This window comes from Methylophilus sp. Q8, assembly GCF_000800115.1.
In the GTDB taxonomy this organism is placed as follows: domain Bacteria; phylum Pseudomonadota; class Gammaproteobacteria; order Burkholderiales; family Methylophilaceae; genus Methylophilus.
This window is the reverse complement of sequence record NZ_JUHE01000001.1, coordinates 606,079-630,569: the sequence shown is the minus strand read 5'-3', so window position 1 is coordinate 630,569 and position 24,491 is coordinate 606,079. Positions and strand designations below refer to the sequence as shown.

Here is a 24,491-nt window from a genome sequence, read left to right as displayed (position 1 = left end):
TTTTGATCACACTGTTGCCCCAAAAGGGTAGATTAAGGAAGCCAATGTCAGAAAACAAAATTGACAACAACTGTTTGTCGTTTTGCCAGCCATCTGAGGTGGATTTGCAAAAACGCGACTTCTTGGTGAAAGCTACGGTGGCTACAGGCGCTGTGGGTGTTGCCGCTGTCGCGGTGCCGTTTGTCGGCAGCATGTTGCCAAGTGAGCGCGCCAAAGCGGCCGGTGCACCTGTAGAGGTGGATATCAGCAAGCTGAAGCCAGGTGAGAAAATGACGGCCGAGTGGCGCGGTCAGCCAGTATGGATTGTGCGCCGTACACCAGAAATGCTGGCCAAACTGGTTAAGCATGACGATCAGTTGTCTGATCCTAACCTGGAAGTACCACAACAGCCCGAATACTGTAAAAACAAAGATCGTTCAATTAAGCCTGAATACGCTGTGATGTTGGGTACATGCACGCATTTGGGTTGCTCGCCAAACGACAACTTTGTAGAGACAGCGGAGTGGCCAGGTGGTTTTGTCTGTCCATGTCACGGCTCTAAATTCGACTTGTCCGGCCGTGTGTTCAAGGGTTCACCAGCACCAAAAAATCTGTTGATCCCACCACACCAGTACCTGACAGACACCACATTGCTGATTGGTGAAGATAAAAAGGCGGAGGCTTAAATATCATGGCAAATAATAATAAAACGATTGCCGCTGGCGTGCTGGACTGGGTGGATGCCCGTTTCCCGCTGACCAGTACTATCAAGGGACATCTGACCGAGTATTACGCGCCAAAAAATTTCAACTTCTGGTATTTTTTTGGTTCTTTGGCTTTATTGGTGCTGGTACTGCAAATCGTTACCGGTATCTTTTTGACCATGAACTACAAGCCAGATGCTGAATTGGCATTTGCTTCAGTGGAATACATCATGCGCGATGTGTTCGGCGGCAACATTATTCGCTATATGCACTCTACCGGCGCTTCCATGTTCTTTGTTGTGGTTTACCTGCACATGTTCCGTGGCATTATTTACGGCTCATACAGAACGCCACGTGAACTGATCTGGTTGTTTGGTGTGGGTATTTTCCTGGTGTTGATGGGTGAGGCGTTCTTCGGCTACCTGCTGCCATGGGGTCAAATGTCCTACTGGGGTGCGCAGGTGATCGTGAACCTGTTCTCTACCGTGCCATTCATCGGTCCTGACTTGTCCGAGTGGTTGCGTGGTGACTATCTGGTTTCCGATGCAACCTTGAACCGTTTCTTTGCTTTCCACGTGATTGCTTTGCCATTAGTGCTGTTGGGCCTGGTCGCTGTGCATATCGTTGCTTTGCACGAGGTTGGCTCTAATAACCCTGATGGCGTTGAAATCAAAAAGCATAAAGATAAGGCAACCGGTATTCCGCTGGATGGCATCCCTTTCCATCCTTACTACTCGGTAAAAGACCTGGTAGGTGTGGTCGCGTTCCTGATGGTGTTCTTTGCCATTGTGTTCTTTATGCCTGAGATGGGTGGTTACTTCCTTGAAGCTAACAACTTTGTTCCGGCTGATCCGCTGAAAACGCCGGCACACATTGCACCGGTCTGGTACTTCACGCCTTATTACTCCATCTTGCGTGCCGTGCCGCCAATCGGTATCTCGCAATTCCCCGGGGTCGTGGCGATGGGCTTGTCAGTTGTTGCATTTGCCTTCCTGCCCTGGTTGGACAGAAGCCCGGTGAAGTCGATTCGCTACCGTGGCAAATTGTACAAGCGCTGGTTGACCGCCTTTGTTATCAGCTTTGTTATTCTGGGCTATCTGGGTACGGTTCCGGGCGATGTCTGGGGTCAGTTCGGGCCGTGGCTGGGGGGCGCAGACCGTGCGACTGTGGTTGCCCGCATTTGTATGGCGATTTACTTTGCATATTTTGTATTAATGCCTTGGTACACCAAAAAAGATCAAACCAAGCCTGTGCCAGAAAGGGTGACATACTAATGATGAAGAAAATGTTTTTGCAGGCTTTCGCTAGCCTGACACTGCTGATTTCTGGCGTGGCATTGGCCAATGAAGTACACATTGATGTCAAGGCACCAATCAAGATGACAGATAAAGCGTCATTGCAGCGCGGTGCCAAGATTTTTGTCAATTACTGCTTGAATTGCCATAGTGCCAATTACATGCGCTACAACCGTTTGCAGGATATCGGCCTCACCGACAAACAGATCAAGGAAAACTTGCTGTTTGCCGGTGAAAAGGTTGGTGAGACCATGCGCGTCAGCATGAATCCTAAAGATGCCAAGAAATGGTTCGGTGCTGCACCGCCTGACTTGAGCGTTGAAGTGCGCGCGAGAGGCGCGGACTGGGTATATGCCTATCTGCGTAGCTTCTACAAGGATGACACGCGTCCAACCGGCTGGAATAACCAGGTGTTTGACAAAGTGGCAATGCCGCACGTGTTGTATGAGTTGCAGGGTGTGCAAGTGCTGGATCATGAAACACACACGCTGAAGCTGGAAAAAGCAGGCAAGCTGAGTCCTGAGGAGTATGACCAGTTTGCGGGTGATTTGACCAACTTCCTGGCATTTATGGCTGAGCCAGCCAAACAATCCCGCTACTGGATTGGCGTACTGGTATTGCTGTTCCTGTCTGTATTGTTCGTCTTGGTGAAGAAAATCAAAACCGAATACTGGAAAGATATTCGCTAATTGCAAACCAAGTCCGACACCAAGGCGTGAGGCCTTGGTGTCTTTTTTTATAGGGAAAATAAATTATGATGAGATTGTATTCGGGTACTGTCGATCCTTACAGTCACCGTTGCCGTATCGTATTGTTCGAAAAAGGCATGGATTTTGAAGTCATTGATGTTGACCTGACCAACAAGACCGAAGATTTGGCCATTTTGAATCCATATGGCGAAGTGCCGGTGTTGGTTGAGCGCGACCTCGTGTTGTCGGAAGCCAATATCATCAATGAATATATTGATGAGCGCTTTCCACATCCGCAGTTAATGCCTGCGGATCCTGTGATGCGTGCACGGGCGCGACTGTTCCTGTACAACTTTGAAAAAGACTTGTTCAGCCATATCAAGGATATTGAATCCAGTAATGAAGAGACGGCAGACAAGGCACGTAAAGTGGTGCGTGATAACCTGACGCAATTGGTGCCGATTTTTGGCAAGCAAAGTTACCTGATGGGTGATGAGTACTCCATGCTTGACGTTGCCATCACGCCATTGTTATGGCGCTTGGGCCATTACGGCATTGAGTTGCCAAACCAGGCTTCGCCATTGCTGAAATACGCAGAGCGTCTGTTCTCCCGCCCGATGTACGCGGAAGCCATGACGCCTTCTGAAAAGGCAATGCGTAAATAACGTCAGCCAGTCCCCAAGCAGCGCGAATACCCTTCGCGCTGTTTTTTTAAGGAAATTCGCATGAGCACTTTGATTCCTACCACCGCTTACCTGATACGTGCCATACATGAGTGGTGCGTTGATAATGGATTGACGCCACATCTACTGGTGAAAGTCGATGCGCATACGCGGGTACCTATGGCCTATGTAAAAAATGGTGAGATTGTGCTCAACATGAATTACACAGCGGTGAAAGATCTGCATATCGATAACGATGCAGTAGTGTTTTCTGCCCGTTTCAGTGGGGTTGCACAGCATATATATGTGCCAATTAGCCGGGTAGGTGGCGTGTTCGCGCGCGAAAATGGCCAGGGCATGTTTTTTGAAGTCGTGGATGGCCAGGCCCCGGAGCCGGGAACCCGGGCTGCAATGCCAGTAGATGAGGTGCCGGAAGTGCCTGCTGCTAAAAAATCTCACCTCAAGGTGGTTAAGTAGAAAAGGGCCTGTTTGCCATCGTCTGTGGCGCGATTTGTCTATATGCAGAAACGACGTTGCATTTTTTCAGCGAAAAATAAAAAATTCTTAAAAAAGCACTAGATCACTTCCTAAAAAAAGTGATATAGTTGCGCCTTCCTGAAATGCCGGGTTAGCTCAGTTGGTAGAGCAGCGCACTTGTAATGCGAAGGTCATCAGTTCGATTCCGATACCCGGCACCAAATTTATGTTGGCTGACATTGACGTCAGCGGCATTAACCGCGATAATCGCGGTCGATTTTTTGGAGAGGTGGCCGAGTGGTTAAAGGCGACGGACTGTAAATCCGTTCTCTCTGAGTACGCTGGTTCGAATCCAGCCCTCTCCACCAAAAAATGATTGCCTGTAGGTATTGCTGTAAAGCGGGTCGGTGAGAACCCTCCTTGGGTGTTCTGCATAGTGCGGGTGTAGCTCAGTTGGTAGAGCACTTGCCTTCCAAGCAAGATGTCGCGAGTTCGAACCTCGTCGCCCGCTCCAACAATAACAATAGGCAAAACGCCCATGTGGCTCAGTGGTAGAGCACTCCCTTGGTAAGGGAGAGGTCGCGGGTCCGATTCCCGCCATGGGCACCAGATTTGCTCTGTAAATATACGGGGCTTGGTAAGTAGTCGCGTGCAAGGGTGCTGTCATCCGCGTCGCATAATTTGTGAAAACAATTATTGGCTTTATTTAGTACTAATAAAGGAAAAACATCATGGCAAAAGGCAAATTTGAACGTACCAAGCCACACGTGAACGTTGGTACGATTGGTCACGTTGACCACGGTAAGACGACATTGACAGCGGCGATCACCACTGTATTGACGAAGAAATTTGGCGGCGAAGCAAAAGCTTACGACCAAATTGACGCGGCACCAGAAGAAAAAGCACGTGGTATTACGATTAACACAGCGCACGTTGAGTACGAGACAGCTTCACGTCACTACGCACACGTTGACTGTCCAGGTCACGCTGACTACGTTAAAAACATGATTACCGGTGCTGCCCAGATGGACGGCGCGATCCTGGTATGTTCAGCTGCTGACGGCCCAATGCCACAAACACGTGAGCACATCCTGTTGGCCCGCCAAGTTGGTGTTCCATACATCGTTGTGTTCCTGAACAAAGCAGACATGGTTGACGACGCTGAGTTGTTGGAGTTGGTTGAGATGGAAGTGCGTGACTTGCTGAGCAAGTACGACTTCCCAGGTGATGACACCCCAATCATCCACGGTTCAGCTAAATTGGCGCTGGAAGGCGACCAATCAGACATCGGCGAACCAGCGATCTTCAAATTGGCTGAAGCGTTAGACAGCTACATCCCAACACCAGAGCGCGCAATCGACGGCGCATTCCTGATGCCAGTAGAAGACGTATTCTCTATCTCTGGTCGTGGTACTGTAGTAACCGGCCGTATCGAGCGTGGTATTGTTAAAGTCGGCGACGAAATCGAAATCGTAGGTATCAAGCCAACATTGAAAACAACATGTACTGGTGTTGAAATGTTCCGTAAACTGCTGGACCAAGGTCAAGCAGGCGACAACGTAGGCGTATTGCTGCGTGGTACTAAGCGTGAAGAAGTTGAGCGTGGTCAAGTATTGTCCAAATCAGGTTCTATCAAGCCACACACCAAGTTCACAGCAGAGATCTACGTGTTGGGTAAAGATGAAGGTGGTCGTCATACGCCATTCTTCAACGGCTACCGTCCACAGTTCTACTTCCGTACAACTGACGTGACTGGTGCAGTTGAATTGCCAGCAGGTACCGAAATGGTAATGCCAGGTGACAACGTATCCATCTCAGTTGCACTGATTGCCCCGATCGCGATGGAAGAAGGCTTGCGCTTCGCTATCCGTGAAGGTGGTCGTACCGTTGGTGCTGGCGTCGTTGCCAAAATCATCGAGTAATAGTTGATGTATGTGAAAGCTGCGCTACAACCCGTGCAGCTTTCGCTTTAAAGAGTACAGGCCAATAGCTCAATTGGTAGAGTATCGGTCTCCAAAACCGAGGGTTGGGGGTTCGAGACCCTCTTGGCCTGCCAAACACCCAGAATAATCTGAGGTGTTAATCATAAAGTTAAGTATATGATCGATAAAATCAAACTGGCTTTATCCCTGTTGTTACTAGCTTTAGGGATCGCCGGTTTTTATCTTTTTGAAGATAAAGCAATGGTTATTAGGATACTTGCCGTATTGGCAGGTATTGTCGCGTCTGTAGCAGTGGCGTGGACTGCGCCACAAGGCAAGCAGGCGCTAGGCTTTTTTAATGAGTCTGTTGCTGAGGCCAAGCGTGTTGTCTGGCCAACGCGTCAGGAAACGTTGCAAACCACATTGGCGGTTGTTGTGCTGGTTGTGATCATGGCAGCATTCCTGGCATTGGTCGATATCAGCTTCGCCTACATGGTGCAATGGATTATGGGTAAAGGAGCTTAATGTCTATGCGTTGGTATGCAGTTCAAGCTTTCTCCGGCATGGAAAAATCCGTGAAAGCCGGTTTGGAAGAGCGCATCATCAGATCTAATTTGCAAGATCAGTTCGGTGACATTCTGGTGCCCGTTGAAGAGGTGGTTGAGTTAAAGAATGGTCAGAAGACTATTTCTGAGCGTCGCCTGTATCCTGGCTATGTGCTGGTACAGATGGAAATGACCGATGAGAGCTGGCACTTGGTAAGAAGCACGCCAAGAGTGACCTCATTCATCGGTGGTACGGCGCAACGCCCAACCCCGATTAAAGACAAAGAAGTAGAAATTATTCTGCGCCGTATGGATGACAGCAAGTCGAATCCAACGCAGAAAATGACCTTTGAAAAAGGCGAAAGCGTCCGTGTGGTCGATGGCCCATTCAAGGATTTCTCTGGTAGCGTCGAAGAAATCAATTACGACAAAAACAAACTGCGTGTTTCCGTGGTTATTTTTGGTCGTGCGACACCAGTTGAACTGGATTTTGCACAGGTAGAAAAAGAAGTCTAGTTGTGCAGTTTTCGACTGCCTTTGGTGGGTGGTCGATATTTTTAACGGGGAGCCTGCTCAAGGCGATATTACCCATTTTAGGAGTCAAACATGGCAAAGAAAGTCATTGGCTACATCAAGCTGCAGATCCCTGCAGGTAAAGCCAACCCAAGCCCACCAGTCGGTCCAGCACTGGGTCAACGTGGTCTGAACATCATGGAATTCTGTAAGGCGTTTAACGCTGCAACGCAAGGTGTAGAGCCAGGCTTGCCAATTCCAGTAGTGATCACTGCATTTGCAGACAAGAGCTTCACTTTTGTGATGAAAACCCCTCCGGCAACCGTGCTGATCAAAAAAGCGGCCAAGCTAGAAAAAGGGTCTGCTCGTCCTCATACCGACAAAGTTGGCAAGATTACGCGTGCACAAGCTGAAGAGATCGCCAAAACAAAACAGCCTGACCTGACGGCAGCTGACCTGGATGCCGCTGTACGCACCATCGCTGGTAGCGCACGCAGCATGGGTATCGAAGTGGAGGGTGTATAACATGGCTAAAAGAATTGATGCATTGCGTGCGAAAATCGACCGCAACAAATTATATCCAGTGGCTGATGCCCTGAACCTGGTTAAAGAAGGCGCTTCAGCTAAATTTAACGAGTCTGTTGATGCTGTGATTAACCTGGGTATTGACCCACGTAAATCTGACCAGCTGGTTCGCGGTGCGATCGTATTGCCTAACGGTACTGGTAAAACTGTACGCGTGGCTGTATTTGCACAAGGCGTGCAAGCTGAAGCGGCTAAAGCGGCTGGTGCTGACATCGTTGGTTTCGAAGACCTGGCTGAGCAAGTTAAAGGCGGCATGCTGGACTTTGACGTTGCGATTGCAACGCCTGATGCGATGCGTATTGTTGGTGCCTTGGGTCAAGTATTGGGTCCACGTGGTTTGATGCCAAACCCAAAAGTGGGTACCGTGACACCGGACGCAGCGACTGCTGTTAAAAATGCTAAAGCCGGTCAAGTACAATATCGTACTGACAAGGGTGGTATCGTGCATTGCACGATCGGCCGTGCTTCTTTCACAACTGAGCAATTGCAAGGTAACTTGTCTGCTTTGGTTGATGCATTGAACAAAGCCAAGCCAACCAGCTCAAAAGGTGTTTACCTGAAAAAATTGTCCGTTTCCAGCACCATGGGTCCTGGCGTACGTGTCGATCAAGCATCAGTTGTAGCGTAATTTAAAGTCCCGGACGTCGACGTCCGGGCAAGAACTTTGGGCTTGAGTGTCTGCGCTATCAGCGCAAGCACTCAAGAGCATCAAAGACCGTTGGTGGTTAACTTAATGGATAGTTGAATGTAAATGGGCGAGCAATCCTCTGTTTACAGCAATTTGAAACCAACGCAGATGGCGATCCCCAGCACAGGATATTTCCATGCCCTGCACAAGGACGCCGTGAGTGGCCAGGTTATTTGACCTGGCTTTCATTAACGGAAGGAGAACAGACCTTGAGTCTTAATCTTACAGAGAAAAAAGAAGTCGTTGCCGAGGTGGCCGCTCAAGTGGCTAACGCACAAGCAATCGTACTTGCTGAGTATCGTGGTATTGGCGTAGCCAATATGACGAAACTGCGTGCTGATGCACGTGAAGCAGGTGTGTATCTGCGTGTGTTGAAAAACACCCTGGTTCGTCGTGCAGTAGAGGGTACGCCTTTTGCAGCATTGGCTGACGACATGGTTGGTCCACTGGTTTACGGTATTTCTACTGACCCGGTGGCTGCTGCTAAAGTGATGAACAACTTTGCCAAAAGCAATGAGCTGTTCACGCTGAAAGCAGGCGCGATGCCTAATGAGCGTTTAGATGCTGCCGGCGTGCAAGCATTGGCCGCGACATTGAGCCGCGATGAGTTGCTGTCCAAACTGGCTGGCATGCTCAACGAAATCCCAACCAAGTTTGCTCGTGCCGTTGCAGCAGTACGCGACGAAAAAGAAAAGCAAGCGGCTTAATTTTAATCAAATTTATTTAGGAAATTTATCATGGCAATTTCAAATGCTGACATCTTGGATGCAATTGGTAGCAAGACTGTATTAGAACTGACAGAATTCATTAAAGAAATCGAAGAGAAGTTTGGTGTTTCTGCTGCTGCTGTTGCAGTTGCTGGTGGCGGTGCTGCTGCTCCAGCTGCAGCTGCTGCTGAGCAAACTGAATTCAACGTGATCTTGAATGGCGCTGGCGATAACAAAGTTAGCGTAATTAAAGCGGTTCGTGAGTTGACAGGTCTGGGCTTGAAAGAAGCTAAAGACGTAGTTGATGGCGCACCTAAAGCAGTTAAAGAAGGCGTAAGCAAAGCTGACGCTGAAGCTGCTGTGAAGAAATTGATCGAAGCGGGCGCTACTGCTGAGATGAAATAATTCACAATTGTGAATCTGGCTGGGCTGACGGGAGACCGTCGGCCTTCGCCATTTCTGGCGTATGCAGATTGTCAAACCACTGACTTGCCAGAATAAATGTTGTAAATCCGGTGTTGTGGCCACATATAGTGAAAACTAAGTGGTTGATTTTTAATCGAAGTTAGATGTCAAAACATTGCAGTGGATGAAAAGTGTTTTGTCTTCTACCCTCAAAAATTTCAGGAGACGCTATGAGCTATTCCTTTACCGAAAAGAAACGCATCCGCAAAAGCTTTGCTAAGCGCGACAGTGTTCAAGAGGTACCTTATCTGCTAGCCATGCAGTTGGAATCCTACAAATCATTCCTGCAGGAAAACGTTCCACTCGACCAACGTAAAAACGAAGGTCTGGAGTCGACTTTCCGCTCTATTTTCCCTATCGTCAGCCATTCCGAGAATGCACGTCTGGATTATGTGAGCTATCAATTAGGCGCAGAGCCATTTGATGTCAAAGAGTGTCAACAACGTGGTCTGACCTATGCCGTGCCTTTGCGCGTCAAAGTGCGTTTGACCATCATGGACCGCGAAGCGTCCAAACCAACCGTTAAAGAAGTGAAAGAGCAAGAAGTGTATATGGGCGAATTGCCGCTCATGACCGAAAACGGTTCTTTCGTGATTAACGGTACTGAGCGTGTGATTGTGTCGCAATTGCACCGCAGCCCAGGTGTGTTCTTTGAGCATGACCGTGGTAAAACCCACAGCTCCGGCAAGTTGCTGTTTTCAGCACGTATCATTCCTTACCGTGGTTCTTGGCTGGATTTCGAATTCGATCCAAAAGATTACCTGTACTTCCGCGTTGACCGTCGTCGCAAGATGCCAGTCACTATCTTGCTGAAGGCATTGGGTTATAACCCGGAACAAATCCTGGAAACTTTCCACGATACAGATACTTTCCACATTGGCCCGAAAGGCGTGGAATTTACACTGGTGGCTGACCGCCTGCGTGGTGAAGTGGCCAAGTTCGATATCACTGACAAAGATGGTACCGTGCTGGTCGCGAAAGACAAGCGCATTACAGTGAAACACATCCGCGATATCGAAAAAGCGGGCGTGACCACCATGGCTGTGCCGACCGACTTTATGATGGGTCGTGCCGTTGCCAAAAATATTATTGATACCGACACTGGTGAGTTGATTGCCAATGCCAACGATGAAATCACCCCTTCATTGCTGGAAAAACTGGTGGCTGCCAAGATTACTGAAATCGACACGATTTACACCAATGATCTGGATCACGGTAACTTCATTTCGCAAACTTTGCGTAGTGATGAAATTCCTGACCAGTACAGTGCACGTGTGGCGATTTACCGCATGATGCGCCCGGGCGAACCGCCAACCGAAGAAGCAGTAGAAGCTTTGTTTAAAGGCTTGTTCTTCACTGAAGATCGTTACGACCTGTCTGTGGTTGGCCGCATGAAGTTTAACCGCCGTGCTTACCCAAGCAAGCTGGAAGACCGTTCTGCTACCTGGATCCGCCGTTTCTATGAAAATGTCGGCCCACAAGGCGATACCGGTGCTAATGTATTGTCAAATGAAGACATTCTGGCCGTGATTGGCGTGTTGATCGAGTTGCGCAATGGTCGCGGCGAAATCGACGATATCGATCACCTGGGTAACCGTCGTATCCGTTCCGTCGGTGAATTGGCAGAGAACCAGTTCCGTGCCGGTCTGGTGCGTGTTGAACGTGCAGTAAAAGAGCGTCTGTCCCAGGCTGAGTCTGAGAATCTGATGCCGCACGATTTGATCAACGCGAAACCAGTCTCCAGTGCGATCCGTGAATTCTTTGGCTCCAGCCAGTTGCCACAGTTTATGGACCAAACTAACCCATTGTCCGAGATTACGCACAAGCGTCGTATCTCTGCCCTGGGCCCAGGCGGTTTGACCCGTGAACGTGCCGGCTTTGAGGTACGTGACGTACATACCACACACTATGGTCGTGTATGTCCAATTGAAACGCCAGAGGGTCCAAACATTGGTTTGATCAACTCATTGGCGCTGTATGCGCGCACCAATGAATACGGTTTCCTGGAAACCCCTTACCGTTTGGTTGAAGACAACAAGGTATCGGGCAAGATTGATTACCTGTCTGCAATTGAAGAGAGCCAGTATGTGATTGCACAGGCCAACACCGAAGTGTCTAAAGAAGGTGGCTTCAAAGAAGACCTGGTGTCAGCCCGTTTCCACAACGAATTCACCATGACACAACCTGGTCGTGTACAGTACATGGACGTGGCCCCAGGCCAGATCGTGTCTGTGGCGGCTTCGTTGATTCCGTTCCTGGAACACGATGACGCGAACCGTGCATTGATGGGTGCCAACATGCAACGTCAAGCGGTACCTTGTCTGCGTGCTGAAAAAGCCGTGGTGGGTACAGGCATTGAGCGTACGGTGGCAGTTGACTCCGGTACTGTCGTTACTGCCCGCCGTGGTGGTGTAGTTGACTATGTGGACTCAGGCCGTATCGTCGTCCGCGTGCACGATGCTGAAGCATTGGCAGGCGAAGTCGGTGTGGATATCTACAACCTGACCAAATACACACGTTCTAACCAGAACACCAACATCAACCAGCGTCCGCTGGTCAAAGTCGGTGACATCATCTCCCGCGGCGACGTGGTGGCGGATGGTGCTTCTACCGATATGGGTGAATTGGCCTTGGGTCAGAACATGCTGGTGGGCTTTATGCCATGGAACGGTTATAACTACGAAGACTCGATTTTGATCTCCGAGCGCGTAGTGGCTGATGACCGTTACACGTCTATCCACATTGAAGAATTGTCAGTAGTTGCACGTGACACCAAACTGGGACCTGAAGAGATTACCCGTGATATTTCCAACCTGTCCGAGCGTATGCTGGGCCGTCTGGATGATTCCGGTATTATCTACATCGGTGCTGAAGTAGAAGCGGGTGACGTACTGGTAGGTAAAGTGACACCAAAAGGTGAAACCACTTTAACGCCAGAAGAAAAATTGCTGCGCGCGATTTTTGGTGAAAAAGCGTCTGACGTAAAAGACACTTCACTGCGCGTACCATCAGGCATGACCGGTACTGTGATTGACGTACAAGTCTTCACGCGTGAAGGCATTGACCGTGATACACGTGCACAGCAAATTATTGACGACCAGTTGTCTCACTACAAAAAAGATCTGGGCGACCAGATGCGTATTGTAGAAGACGATACCTTTGGCCGTATCAGCCGTTTGCTGGCTGGTAAAGCGGCGACCGGTGGTCCGAACAAGCTGAAAAAAGGTGATACGCTGACCCAGGAATACCTGGAAAGCGTTGGCCGTTATGACTGGTTTGATATTCGCTTGAGCGACGAAGACGCTGCACGTCAACTGGAGCAACTGAAAGACAGCTTGAGCCAGGCGCGTGTTGAGTTTGACAACAAGTTCGAAGAGAAGAAACGTAAACTGACGCAAGGTGACGAATTGCCACCAGGCGTACAGAAAATGGTGAAAGTATATCTGGCGGTGAAACGCCGTATTCAACCTGGTGACAAAATGGCGGGTCGTCACGGTAACAAGGGTGTGATCTCCAAGATCTGCCCGGTTGAAGATATGCCGCACATGGCCGACGGTACACCGTTAGACATCGTGTTGAACCCACTGGGCGTGCCTTCACGGATGAACATCGGTCAGATTCTGGAAACGCACTTGGGTTGGGCAGCTAAAGGTCTGGGTAAACGCCTGGGCGACATGTTGCAAGCTGAAGCGAAAGTGGCCGAGATTCGTGGCTTCCTGGACAAGATCTACAACAGCAGCACTGGCAGAAAAGAAGACATTGCTGGCCTGACAGACGTAGAAGTGATTGACCTGGCAACTAACTTGAAACATGGTGTGCCATTCGCAACGCCAGTGTTTGACGGTGCCGCTGAGTCTGATATTCGTGCCATGCTGGATCTGGCGTTCCCGGATGAAGACGAGCACACCAAGAAGTTGCAGTTCCATGCAGGTAAAACACAGGTCAAACTGTTTGACGGCCGTACCGGTGATGCGTTTGAGCGTCCTGTGACTGTTGGTTACATGCACGTACTGAAACTGCACCACTTGGTCGATGACAAGATGCACGCACGTTCTACCGGTCCTTACAGCCTGGTGACACAACAACCGTTGGGTGGTAAAGCCCAGTTCGGTGGTCAGCGCTTCGGTGAGATGGAAGTTTGGGCACTGGAAGCCTATGGTGCGTCATACACCTTGCAAGAGATGTTGACAGTGAAATCAGATGACGTGAATGGTCGTACCAAAGTGTACGAAAACATCGTCAAAGGTGAGCACAAAATTGATGCGGGTATGCCTGAATCATTCAACGTGTTAGTGAAAGAAATCCGTTCACTGGCCATTGATATTGATTTAGACCGTAACTAAGCCCGCCATTAAGGAGAGTCTCTATGAAAGCGTTATTAGATTTATTTAAACAGGTTACGCAAGAAGAAGAGTTCGACGCGATCAAGATCGCGCTGGCTTCACCTGAAAAAATCCGTTCATGGTCCTATGGCGAAGTGAAAAAGCCAGAAACCATTAACTACCGTACCTTTAAACCTGAGCGGGACGGTTTGTTCTGCTCCAAAATCTTTGGTCCGATCAAGGATTACGAGTGCTTGTGCGGTAAATACAAGCGTTTGAAGCACCGCGGTGTGATTTGTGAGAAGTGTGGCGTTGAAGTCACCTTGAGCAAAGTGCGTCGTGAGCGTATGGGCCACATTGAGCTGGCTTCACCAGTGGCACATATCTGGTTCCTGAAATCCTTGCCTAGCCGCTTGGGTATGGTGCTGGATATCGCCCTGCGTGACATCGAGCGCGTGTTGTACTTTGAAGCATTTATCGTGATCGATCCAGGCATGACACCGCTGACGCGTGGTCAGTTGCTGACTGAAGATGACTACCTGGCCAAGGTGGAAGAGTACGGTGACGAATTCAATGCCGTGATGGGTGCTGAAGCTGTGCGCGAATTATTGCGCACCATGGACATTGAGCGCGAAATCGAGAAGTTGCGTAGCGAATTGTCTGCGACCAGCTCAGAAGCCAAGATCAAGAAGATCGCCAAGCGCCTGAAAGTGCTGGAAGCGTTCCAGAAATCTGGTATTAAGCCAGAGTGGATGATCCTGGAAATCTTGCCAGTATTGCCACCAGAGTTGCGCCCATTGGTGCCACTGGATGGCGGTCGTTTTGCCACGTCTGACCTGAACGATCTGTATCGCCGCGTGATCAACCGTAACAACCGTTTGAAGCGTTTGTTAGAGTTGAAAGCCCCGGAAATCATCGTACGTAACGAAAAACGTATGTTGCAAGAAGCGGTAGACTCACTGCTGGACAACGGTCGTCGCGGTAAAGTGATGACTGGCGCTAACAAGCGTCCGCTGAAGTCACTGGCTGACATGATTAAAGGTAAGGGCGGTCGTTTCCGTCAGAACTTGCTGGGTAAGCGCGTGGACTACTCTGGTCGTTCCGTGATTGTGGTTGGCCCAACATTGAAACTGCATCAGTGTGGTCTGCCGAAGAAAATGGCGCTGGAACTGTTCAAGCCATTCATTTTCCACAAACTGGAAGTGTTAGGCCTGGCAACGACGATCAAAGCTGCCAAGAAGAAAGTGGAAGAAGAAGGACCAGAAGTCTGGGATATCCTGGAAGACGTGATCCGTGAGCATCCGGTGTTGTTGAACCGTGCGCCTACGCTGCACCGTTTGGGTATCCAGGCATTTGAACCAGTATTGATCGAAGGTAAAGCGATCCAGTTGCACCCATTGGTGTGTTCAGCCTTTAACGCCGACTTTGACGGTGACCAAATGGCGGTACACGTTCCATTGAGCCTGGAAGCACAAATGGAAGCACGCACCTTGATGCTGGCTTCTAACAACGTGCTGTCTCCAGCCAACGGCGAACCAATCATTGTGCCGTCACAGGATATCGTGTTGGGTCTGTACTACATGACCCGCGAGAAAGTGGCTGCACGCGGTGAAGGCATGATCTTCAGTGACATTAAAGAAGTACAACGTGTATACGATCAAGGCTTGATCGACTTGCACGCCAAAGTCACTGTGCGTATCCGTGAGTTTGAGCTGGATGTTGCTGGTCAAAAAGTTGAAAAAATCAACCGTTATAACACCACGGTTGGCCGTGCGTTGCTGTCTGAAATCCTGCCACCAGGCTTGCCATACAGCTACATCGACAAAGCGCTGAAGAAAAAAGAAATTTCACGCCTGATCAACGCCAGCTTCCGTAAAGTGGGCATCCGTGAAACAGTGATTTTCGCTGACAAACTGATGTACACCGGTTACTCCTACGCGACCAAAGCCGGTATCTCTATCAGCATTAACGATATGTTGGTGCCGCCAGAGAAAGAGCAATTGATTGCTGCGGCAGATGCTGAAGTGAAAGAGATTGAAGACCAGTACGTCTCCGGTCTGGTGACTCAGGGTGAGCGTTACAACAAGGTAGTCGACATCTGGGGTCGTGCGGGTGACAAAGTGGCTGACGCCATGATGAAGCAGTTGCGCGAAGAAGACGTCAAAGACGCTGATGGCAATACTGTTCTTAAAGACGGTAAAGCTGTACGTCAGGAATCGTTTAACGCGATTTACATGATGGCCGACTCTGGCGCCCGTGGTTCTGCGGCGCAGGTACGTCAGCTGGCGGGTATGCGTGGCCTGATGGCGAAACCGGATGGTTCTATTATTGAGACGCCAATTAAGGCGAACTTCCGTGATGGCCTGAACGTGTTGCAGTACTTTATTTCAACCCACGGTGCACGTAAGGGTCTGGCCGATACGGCGCTGAAAACAGCGAACTCCGGTTACCTGACACGTCGTCTGGTTGATGTGACGCAAGACTTGGTCGTGACTGAGCATGATTGCGGCACGGTTGAAGGTCTGGTCACTAAGGCGCTGGTTAAAGGTGGTGAAGTGGTTGAGCCATTGCATGACCGTATCCTCGGCCGTACCTCTGCGCTGGATGTGATTCATCCTGAAACGCAAGAAGTCATTTTCCCGGCAGGCACACTGCTTGGTGAAGACGAAGTGGAAAAAATTGATGCCCTGGGTATCGATGAAGTGAAAGTGCGTACTGCACTGACCTGCGATACCCGTTACGGTATTTGTGCCAAGTGTTACGGTCGTGACCTGGGTCGCGGCAAACTCATTAGCATGGGTGAGGCAGTGGGCGTGATTGCGGCGCAATCGATTGGTGAACCTGGTACACAGTTGACCATGCGTACGTTCCACATCGGGGGTGCGGTATCACGTGCAGCGTCCGTTTCACAGGTTGAAAGTAAATCTAACGGTATCTTAAGCTTTACTTCTACCATGCGTTACGTGACTAACTCACGTGGCGAGCAAATTGTGATTTCCCGTAATGGTGAAGTTATTATTGCCGATGATAATGGTCGTGAGCGTGAACGTCATAAAGTGCCTTATGGTGCGACATTGACAGTGACCGACGGCAAAACGGTGAAAGCAGGTCAGGCATTAGCTACCTGGGATCCGCATACCCGTCCTATTATTACCGAATACGCGGGTCAAATTAAATTTGAAAACGTGGAAGAAGGTATCACTGTTGCGAAACAAATCGATGAAGTGACCGGTTTGTCATCATTGGTGGTGATTGATCCTAAACAGCGTGCTGGCCAAACCAAAGGTTTGCGTCCACAGGTTAAATTGCTGGATGCGAATGGCGTGGAAGTGAAAGTGACCGGCACGGATACGCCAGTTAACGTGACCTTCCAGCTGGGTTGTATCATTACGGTGAAAGACGGTCAGGAAGTGGGTGTGGGTGAAGTGCTGGCACGTATCCCGCAAGAATCTTCCAAAACCCGTGATATTACCGGGGGTCTGCCACGCGTGGCTGAGCTGTTCGAAGCCCGTTCACCAAAAGACGCCGGTATGCTGGCTGAAGTGACTGGTACAGTTTCGTTCGGTAAGGACACCAAAGGTAAACAACGTCTGGTCATCACTGACCTCGACGGTATTACCAGCGAGTTCTTGATTGCCAAGGACAAACACGTGACCGCGCATGATGGCCAGGTAGTGACCAAAGGTGAAACTATTGTCGACGGTCCGGCAGATCCGCAAGATATCTTGCGCCTGCAAGGCCGTGAAGCATTGGCACGTTACATCATCGACGAAGTGCAAGACGTTTACCGCTTGCAAGGCGTGAAGATTAACGACAAGCACATTGAAGTGATTGTGCGCCAGATGTTGCGTCGCGTTAAAGTGCAAGATGCAGGCGACACTGGCTTCATCCCGGGTGAGCAAGTAGAGCGTGCTGATCTGTTGACAGAAAACGAACGCGTCGTGGCCGATGACAAGCGTCCGGCAACGTTTGAGTACGTATTGCTGGGTATTACCAAAGCATCGCTGTCTACCGATTCGTTCATCTCTGCGGCATCGTTCCAGGAAACGACACGCGTGTTGACCGAGGCGGCTATTTTGGGCAAACGCGACGATTTGCGTGGCTTGAAAGAAAACGTCATTGTGGGTCGCTTGATTCCAGCCGGTACCGGTCTGGCTTATCACGAGTCCCGCAAACGTGCAGCCGTGGCTTCACTGACACCAAATGCAGCAGAGCCATCTGAAGCATTGTTGGCAGCCGAAGCGATGTTTGCAACAGAAGAAGTTGTTGAGGAAACCGCAGCAGACGACCAGCCGAACGAATAATTCGATCACTGTTGTCTCTGTGTGCAAGGGGTGTCAAGTATGAATAATGCTTGACACCCCTTGACTCATTTATTAAAATGCCGGGTTTCTCAGAATAGCCTTATTGTCTCAATAGGGCGTTATTGTTGATATGCCGCCAAACTTGAGTCTTCCTGCTCAAATGGTGGTTTTTTAAAGGTGAAGAGGTTAAGGCAATGCCAACCATTAATCAGTTAATACGTAAGCCACGCGTTAAAGTGGTTACCAAGAGCAAGGTTCCAGCGCTGGAAGCTTGTCCTCAAAAGCGTGGTGTATGTACGCGTGTATATACAACAACGCCAAAAAAACCAAACTCCGCGTTGCGTAAGGTTGCTAAAGTGCGCCTGACCAACGGTTACGAAGTAATTAGCTACATCGGCGGTGAAGGCCATAACCTGCAGGAGCACTCTGTTGTGCTGTTGCGCGGCGGTCGTGTAAAAGACTTGCCAGGTGTGCGTTACCACATGGTGCGCGGTAGCTTGGATACGGCTGGTGTGAAAGACCGTAAACAGTCCCGTTCCAAATACGGTGCTAAGCGTCCTAAAGAAGCTAAAGCTTAATTTATTAGGCTTGTCCGGACGAATTGTCCATTTTTATAGCGGCTGAAATGCCTTGCGAGTGTCATTGCTAGCAAAAATTTAATTGAAAAGAGAATCATATGCCAAGACGTAGAGAAGTCCCCAAACGTATTATCTTGCCGGATCCAAAATTTGGTAGCCAGGAAGTGTCCAAGTTTGTAAATGTGCTGATGACAGGTGGTAAGAAATCTGTTGCTGAGCGTATCATTTACGGTGCCTTTGATCAGGTGGCCAGCAAGAGCGGTAAGGACCCGCTGGAATTATTCACCACAGCGTTGAATAATCTGCGTCCTGTTGTTGAAGTGAAGAGTCGCCGTGTTGGTGGTGCTAACTACCAGGTGCCTGTAGAAGTGCGTCCTAGTCGTCGTAGTGCGTTGGCAATGCGTTGGTTGCGTGATGCAGCGCGTAAGCGTGGCGAAAAATCCATGGGCCTGCGTTTGGCTGCCGAGTTGATCGAAGCCTCTGAAGGCCGTGGTTCTGCAATGAAAAAACGTGAAGAAGTTCACCGTATGGCAGAGGCAAACAAAGCCTTCTCACACTTCCGTTTTTAATTAAACGACCTCGTTCTTTAATAATTAGTTGAATTGATAGCAAAGGTAAAGCATCGTGGCACGTAAAACCCCTATTGAACGCTACCGTAATATTGGTATTTCTGCGCATATTGACGCAGGTAAAACAACCACGACAGAACGTATTCTGTTCTACACTGGTGTTAACCATAAGATTGGTGAAGTGCACGACGGTGCAGCGACCATGGACTGGATGGAGCAAGAGCAGGAGCGTGGTATTACCATTACTTCTGCGGCGACAACCTGTTTCTGGAAAGGCATGGACTTGTCTTTGCCTGAGTATCGATTCAACATTATTGACACCCCAGGACACGTGGACTTTACCATTGAGGTAGAGCGCTCCATGCGTGTGCTGGATGGTGCCTGCATGGTGTACTGTGCAGTAGGTGGCGTGCAGCCACAATCTGAAACTGTTTGGCGCCAAGCCAACAAGTACAAAGTGCCACGTCTGGCCTTTGTGAACAAAATGGACCGTTCAGGTGCTGACTTCTTCAAAGTTGTTGAGCAAATGAAAACGCGTCTGCGCGCAAACCCAGTGCCAGTGGTCGTGCCTATCGGTCGTGAAGATACCTTTACTGGTGTGGTTGACTTGATGAAGATGAAAGCCATCATCTGGGATGAGGCTTCTCAAGGTATGAAATTCACTTACGGTGATATTCCTGCTGATCTGGTTGAGACCGCCACTAAATGGCGCGAGCAGATGGTTGAGTCTGCGGCAGAAGCCAGCGAAGAGCTGATGAACAAGTACCTGGAAAATGGTGATCTGGAAGAAAAAGACATCAAATTAGGTCTGCGTACACGTACGATTGCCGGTGAAATTCAGCCGATGCTGTGCGGTTCTGCATTTAAAAACAAAGGCGTTCAACGTATGTTGGATGCGGTTGTTGACTTCTTGCCATCCCCAATCGACATTGATGATGTGACTGGTGAAGATGATGATGGTAAACCAGCTAGCCGTAAAGCCGACGACAAAGAAGGCTTCTCTGCTTTGGCATTTAAATTGATGACAGACCCGTTTGTTGGTCAGCTGACATTTATCCGCGTTTACTCTGGCGTGTTGAACAAAGGTGATACCGTGCTCAACTCTGTGAAGGGTAAAAAAGAGCGTATCGGCCGTATCGTACAAATGCACGCCAACAACCGTGAAGAGGTTGAAGAGGTGTTGGCTGGTGACATCGCCGCCTGTATCGGTTTGAAAGACGTCACGACGGGTGAATCTTTGTGTTCCCCAGACAAGCCTATCATCCTGGAGCGTATGGTATTCCCTGAGCCAGTGATTCACGTGGCTGTTGAACCAAAAACGAAGAGCGACCAGGAAAAAATGGGCTTGGCATTGGGCCGTTTGGCACAAGAAGATCCTTCTTTCCGTGTGCGTTCTGACGAAGAGTCTGGCCAAACAATTATTTCCGGTATGGGTGAATTGCACCTGGAAATTCTGGTTGACCGTATGCGTCGTGAGTTCAACGTTGAAGCGAACGTAGGTGCGCCACAAGTGGCATACCGTGAAGCGATCCGTAAGTCAGTTGAAGTTGAAGGCAAGTTCGTTAAGCAATCCGGTGGTAAGGGTCAGTACGGTCACGTTTGGCTCAAAATGGAACCTAACGAAGCTGGTAAAGGCTTTGAGTTCGTTGACCAAATTAAAGGTGGTACCGTGCCGCGTGAATTTATTCCTGCGGTTGAAAAAGGTCTGCGTGAAACCATCCCGGCAGGTATCTTGGCTGGTTTCCCGGTTGTAGATGTAAAAGTAACGTTGTTTGATGGTTCATACCATGACGTTGACTCTAACGAAAACGCCTTCAAAATGGCAGCTTCTATCGGCTTTAAAGACGGTATGCGTAAAGCAGATCCAGTCTTGCTGGAGCCTATGATGGCTGTGGAAGTTGAAACGCCTGAAGACTACATGGGTGATGTGATGGGTGACTTGTCATCTCGTCGTGGCATTATTCAGGGTATGGATGACATGCCTGGTGGTGGTAAAGCGATTAAAGCTGAAGTGCCGCTGTCTGAAATGTTTGGTTACTCCACTGTGGTGCGTTCCTTGTCACAAGGTCGTGCAACTTACAGCATGGAATTCAAGCATTACTCCGATGCACCGAAAAACGTTGCTGATGCAATCATCAACAAAAAATAATTGATTTTTAAGTATTAAATTTAAAAGTATTGAATTAAAGGAAAAACATCATGGCAAAAGGCAAATTTGAACGTACCAAGCCACACGTGAACGTTGGTACGATTGGTCACGTTGACCACGGTAAGACGACATTGACAGCGGCGATCACCACTGTATTGACGAAGAAATTTGGCGGCGAAGCAAAAGCTTACGACCAAATTGACGCGGCACCAGAAGAAAAAGCACGTGGTATTACGATTAACACAGCGCACGTTGAGTACGAGACAGCTTCACGTCACTACGCACACGTTGACTGTCCAGGTCACGCTGACTACGTTAAAAACATGATTACCGGTGCTGCCCAGATGGACGGCGCGATCCTGGTATGTTCAGCTGCTGACGGCCCAATGCCGCAAACACGTGAGCACATCCTGTTGGCCCGCCAGGTTGGTGTTCCATACATCGTTGTGTTCCTGAACAAAGCAGACATGGTTGACGATGCTGAGTTGTTGGAGCTGGTTGAGATGGAAGTACGTGACTTGCTGAGCAAGTATGACTTCCCAGGTGATGACACCCCAATCATCCACGGTTCAGCTAAATTGGCGCTGGAAGGCGACCAATCAGACATCGGCGAACCAGCGATCTTCAAATTGGCTGAAGCGTTAGACAGCTACATCCCAACACCAGAGCGCGCAATCGACGGCGCATTCCTGATGCCAGTAGAAGACGTATTCTCTATCTCTGGTCGTGGTACTGTAGTAACCGGCCGTATCGAGCGTGGTATTGTTAAAGTCGGCGACGAAATCGAAATCGTAGGTATCAAGCCAACATTGAAAACAACATGTACTGGTGTTGAAATGTTCCGTAAACTGCTGGACCAAGGTCAAGCAGGCGACAACGTAGGCGTATTGCTGCGTGGTACTAAGCGTGAAGAAGTTGAGCGTGGTCAAGTATTGTCCAAATCAGGCTCTATCAAGCCACACACCAAGTTCACAGCAGAGATCTACGTGTTGGGTAAAGATGAAGGTGGTCGTCATACACCATTCTTCAACGGTTACCGTCCACAGTTCTACTTCCGTACAACTGACGTGACTGGTGCAGTTGAATTGCCAGCAGGTACCGAAATGGTAATGCCAGGTGACAACGTATCCATCTCAGTTGCACTGATTGCCCCAATCGCGATGGAAGAAGGCTTGCGCTTCGCTATCCGTGAAGGTGGTCGTACCGTTGGTGCTGGCGTCGTTGCCAAAATCATCGAGTAATTATCTTTATGAGCGGCAGGGTAATCCTGCCGCTTTTTGCTCTTTTTAAGGAAAAAACATGGCAGCTCAAAAAATTCGTATCCGTCTGAAAGCATTTGATTATCGTTTGATCGACCAATCTGCTTTGGAAATCGTAGATACTGCTAAACGTACTGGTGCAGTTGTTAAAGGTCCAGTGCCATTGCCAACACGTATCGAGCGCTTTGACATTCTGCGTTCACCGCACGTGAACAAAACTTCCCGTGACCAGTTTGAAATCCGTACCCATCAGCGTCTGATGGACATCGTGGATCCAACAGACAAGACTGTTGATGCATTGATGAAGCTGGATTTGCCAGCTGGCGTGGATGTAGAAATCAAGCTTTAATTTAAAAGCTGATATTGCAATAAACCTTTTCGAAAGAAAAGGTTATTGTCAAATCTAGAATAGTTCGGTATAATCCGCGCTCTTCGGTGGACGGTCAATTGTAATCGTCCACTTTAACTATTATAAGGAACTGATCATGAGCTTAGGGCTTATTGGTCGCAAAGTGGGCATGACCCGCATTTTTACAGATGAAGGCGCAAGCATTCCTGTAACTGTGCTGGAAGTGATTCCTAACCGCGTGACACAAGTTAAGACAGTCGCAACGGATGGCTATACAGGCCTGCAGGTTGCTTACGGTGAGCGTCGTGCCAGCCGTATCAACAAAGCGTTGACTGGTCACTTTGCCAAAGCGGGCGTAACTGCCGGTGCTGGTATCAAAGAATTCAATGTGGCTGAAGATGTATTGGCTAACTTCCAAGTAGGTGGAAATGTCACTGTTGATATTTTCTCTGTTGGTCAGTTGGTTGATGTGACAGGTACTTCCATCGGTAAAGGTTTTGCCGGTGCGATCAAGCGTCATAACTTCTCCTCCAACCGTGCTTCTCACGGTAACTCACGTTCGCACAACGTACCAGGCTCTATCGGTATGGCGCAGGATCCAGGTCGAGTATTCCCTGGTAAGCGCATGCCTGGCCATTTGGGTGATGCTAAAGTCACAACCCAAAACCTGGAAATCGTTCGTGTAGACGCAGAGCGTAACCTGTTGTTGATTAAAGGTTCCGTACCTGGCTCTAAAGGTGGCAATGTTGTTGTACGTCCAGCCATCAAAGCGAAAGGGGCTAAATAATGGAACTGAAATTAATCGATCAAAACGGCAAGGTAGCTAAAAAAGGCGTTGATGCGTCTGACGTTACTTTCGGTCGTGAATTTAACGAGTCCCTGGTGCATGAAGTGGTTGTTGCTTATCTGGCAAACGCTCGTACTGCGACTCGTGCACAAAAAACACGTGCAACCGTTGCTCACACGACACACAAGCCATATGCGCAAAAAGGTACTGGTAACGCCCGTGCCGGTATGGCATCCAGCCCGATCTGGCGTGGAGGCGGTCGCGCATTCCCAAACAGCCCTAACGAAAACTACAGCCACAAAGTAAACCGTAAGGCTTACCGTGCTGGCATGCAGACTATTTTGTCTGAGTTGGTACGTCAGGACCGTTTGAAGGTAGTAGACGATTTTTCAATCGACTCACCAAAAACTAAACAATTCGTACAAAAAATCAATGCTCTGGGCATCGATGGCGGTGTATTGCTGTTGACTGACGGTTTTGATGAGAATTTGTACTTGTCTTCCCGTAACCTGCCAAACGTATTGGTGGTTGAAGCGCAGTATGCTGATCCAGTAAGTCTGGTGCGTTTCCCTAACGTTTTGGTCACAGCCAATGCTGTGAAAAAACTTGAGGAGATCTTGGCATGATTACCGCAGCAACTAAAACACAAGATCGTTTATTGCAAGTGATTTTGGCGCCTCAGATTACTGAAAAAGCAACTTTCATTGCTGACAAACATCAGCAAATTGCTTTCAAGGTACGCACTGACGCGACTAAGCCAGAAATTAAAGCGGCTGTTGAACTGGTGTTCAAAGTCGAAGTGGCTTCTGTATCTGTGATTAACGTCGCAGGTAAAGTGAAGCGTGCTGGCCGTCGTATTGGTAAGCGTAACGACTGGAAAAAAGCTTATGTGAGCTTGAAGCCAGGTCAAGAAATTAACTTTGCAGCTGGCGAATAAGGAGAG

22 protein-coding genes and 5 tRNA genes are annotated in these 24,491 nt (G+C 49.1%); all 27 read left to right on the top strand.

Annotated features, from left to right (window positions below; translation table 11 throughout):
- Positions 1-44: 44 nt before the first annotated feature.
- The 27 genes from petA to rplW all read left to right on the top strand — a co-directional run bounded on the left by petA (position 45) and on the right by rplW (position 24,485).
- Positions 45-665, top strand: coding sequence for a ubiquinol-cytochrome c reductase iron-sulfur subunit (petA, locus tag GQ52_RS03180; RefSeq protein ID WP_052179004.1), 621 nt, complete (start codon positions 45-47; stop codon positions 663-665).
- Between the two features lie 5 nt (positions 666-670).
- Entirely contained in the window at positions 671-1,957 is a 1,287-nt protein-coding gene (locus GQ52_RS03175) for a cytochrome bc complex cytochrome b subunit (protein ID WP_019881201.1), read from the top strand.
- Positions 1,957-2,667, top strand: coding sequence for a cytochrome c1 (locus GQ52_RS03170; protein WP_235272939.1), 711 nt, complete (start codon positions 1,957-1,959; stop codon positions 2,665-2,667). The genes GQ52_RS03175 and GQ52_RS03170 overlap by 1 nt, the downstream gene beginning before the upstream one ends.
- 65 nt (positions 2,668-2,732) lie before the next feature.
- Positions 2,733-3,332 (top strand): glutathione S-transferase N-terminal domain-containing protein, encoded by a 600-nt coding sequence (locus GQ52_RS03165; protein WP_019881204.1) that lies wholly within the window; start codon positions 2,733-2,735, stop codon positions 3,330-3,332.
- Between the two features lie 60 nt (positions 3,333-3,392).
- Entirely contained in the window at positions 3,393-3,806 is a 414-nt protein-coding gene (locus GQ52_RS03160; protein ID WP_019881206.1) for a ClpXP protease specificity-enhancing factor, read from the top strand.
- A gap of 145 nt (positions 3,807-3,951) precedes the next feature.
- Positions 3,952-4,027: transfer RNA gene (locus tag GQ52_RS03155), tRNA-Thr, on the top strand.
- Positions 4,028-4,089: 62 nt separating this feature from the next.
- Positions 4,090-4,174 (top strand) — tRNA-Tyr (locus GQ52_RS03150).
- A gap of 70 nt (positions 4,175-4,244) precedes the next feature.
- Positions 4,245-4,320 (top strand) — tRNA-Gly (locus tag GQ52_RS03145).
- Positions 4,321-4,340: 20 nt separating this feature from the next.
- A tRNA-Thr gene (locus GQ52_RS03140) sits at positions 4,341-4,415 on the top strand.
- Positions 4,416-4,537: 122 nt separating this feature from the next.
- Positions 4,538-5,728: an elongation factor Tu gene (gene tuf, locus GQ52_RS03135; protein WP_019881207.1), complete on the top strand. Its 1,191-nt coding sequence runs from the start codon at positions 4,538-4,540 to the stop codon at positions 5,726-5,728.
- Positions 5,729-5,786: 58 nt separating this feature from the next.
- Positions 5,787-5,862: transfer RNA gene (locus tag GQ52_RS03130), tRNA-Trp, on the top strand.
- A gap of 43 nt (positions 5,863-5,905) precedes the next feature.
- On the top strand, positions 5,906-6,253 hold the full coding sequence (gene secE / locus GQ52_RS03125) for a preprotein translocase subunit SecE (protein WP_019881208.1): 348 nt from the start codon (positions 5,906-5,908) through the stop codon (positions 6,251-6,253).
- The gene (nusG, locus tag GQ52_RS03120; RefSeq protein WP_019881209.1) at positions 6,253-6,789 is read left to right on the top strand and encodes a transcription termination/antitermination protein NusG; all 537 of its coding nucleotides are present in this window, start codon (positions 6,253-6,255) and stop codon (positions 6,787-6,789) included. Before secE ends, nusG begins: the two co-directional genes overlap by 1 nt.
- 90 nt (positions 6,790-6,879) lie before the next feature.
- Positions 6,880-7,311 (top strand): 50S ribosomal protein L11, encoded by a 432-nt coding sequence (rplK, locus tag GQ52_RS03115; RefSeq protein WP_018987686.1) that lies wholly within the window; start codon positions 6,880-6,882, stop codon positions 7,309-7,311.
- 1 nt (position 7,312) lies between these two features.
- Positions 7,313-7,999 (top strand): 50S ribosomal protein L1, encoded by a 687-nt coding sequence (gene rplA, locus GQ52_RS03110; RefSeq protein WP_019881210.1) that lies wholly within the window; start codon positions 7,313-7,315, stop codon positions 7,997-7,999.
- A gap of 269 nt (positions 8,000-8,268) precedes the next feature.
- A complete protein-coding gene (gene rplJ / locus GQ52_RS03105) occupies positions 8,269-8,766 on the top strand; it encodes a 50S ribosomal protein L10 (protein ID WP_019881211.1) in 498 nt (165 codons plus the stop codon).
- Between the two features lie 30 nt (positions 8,767-8,796).
- Positions 8,797-9,171, top strand: a complete 375-nt coding sequence (gene rplL / locus GQ52_RS03100; protein ID WP_019881212.1) for a 50S ribosomal protein L7/L12 — start codon at positions 8,797-8,799, stop codon at positions 9,169-9,171.
- Positions 9,172-9,401: 230 nt separating this feature from the next.
- Positions 9,402-13,574 (top strand): DNA-directed RNA polymerase subunit beta, encoded by a 4,173-nt coding sequence (rpoB, locus tag GQ52_RS03095; protein WP_047515037.1) that lies wholly within the window; start codon positions 9,402-9,404, stop codon positions 13,572-13,574.
- 23 nt (positions 13,575-13,597) lie between these two features.
- Positions 13,598-17,857, top strand: coding sequence for a DNA-directed RNA polymerase subunit beta' (gene rpoC, locus GQ52_RS03090; protein WP_019881214.1), 4,260 nt, complete (start codon positions 13,598-13,600; stop codon positions 17,855-17,857).
- Positions 17,858-18,051: 194 nt separating this feature from the next.
- The gene (gene rpsL, locus GQ52_RS03085) at positions 18,052-18,435 is read left to right on the top strand and encodes a 30S ribosomal protein S12 (protein ID WP_019881215.1); all 384 of its coding nucleotides are present in this window, start codon (positions 18,052-18,054) and stop codon (positions 18,433-18,435) included.
- Positions 18,436-18,533: 98 nt separating this feature from the next.
- A complete protein-coding gene (gene rpsG, locus GQ52_RS03080) occupies positions 18,534-19,004 on the top strand; it encodes a 30S ribosomal protein S7 (RefSeq protein WP_019881216.1) in 471 nt (156 codons plus the stop codon).
- A gap of 55 nt (positions 19,005-19,059) precedes the next feature.
- Positions 19,060-21,153 carry an elongation factor G gene (gene fusA / locus GQ52_RS03075; protein WP_019881218.1) on the top strand — a complete coding sequence of 698 codons (2,094 nt, stop codon included), beginning with the start codon at positions 19,060-19,062 and terminating at the stop codon, positions 21,151-21,153.
- A 50-nt stretch (positions 21,154-21,203) separates the two neighbouring features.
- On the top strand, positions 21,204-22,394 hold the full coding sequence (tuf, locus tag GQ52_RS03070; protein WP_019881207.1) for an elongation factor Tu: 1,191 nt from the start codon (positions 21,204-21,206) through the stop codon (positions 22,392-22,394).
- A 58-nt stretch (positions 22,395-22,452) separates the two neighbouring features.
- On the top strand, positions 22,453-22,761 hold the full coding sequence (gene rpsJ / locus GQ52_RS03065; protein ID WP_018986280.1) for a 30S ribosomal protein S10: 309 nt from the start codon (positions 22,453-22,455) through the stop codon (positions 22,759-22,761).
- A gap of 136 nt (positions 22,762-22,897) precedes the next feature.
- Positions 22,898-23,548 carry a 50S ribosomal protein L3 gene (rplC, locus tag GQ52_RS03060; RefSeq protein WP_019881219.1) on the top strand — a complete coding sequence of 217 codons (651 nt, stop codon included), beginning with the start codon at positions 22,898-22,900 and terminating at the stop codon, positions 23,546-23,548.
- Positions 23,548-24,174 (top strand): 50S ribosomal protein L4, encoded by a 627-nt coding sequence (rplD, locus tag GQ52_RS03055; protein WP_019881220.1) that lies wholly within the window; start codon positions 23,548-23,550, stop codon positions 24,172-24,174. Before rplC ends, rplD begins: the two co-directional genes overlap by 1 nt.
- A complete protein-coding gene (rplW, locus tag GQ52_RS03050; RefSeq protein WP_019881221.1) occupies positions 24,171-24,485 on the top strand; it encodes a 50S ribosomal protein L23 in 315 nt (104 codons plus the stop codon). Before rplD ends, rplW begins: the two co-directional genes overlap by 4 nt.
- The last annotated feature ends 6 nt before the right edge of the window (positions 24,486-24,491 follow it).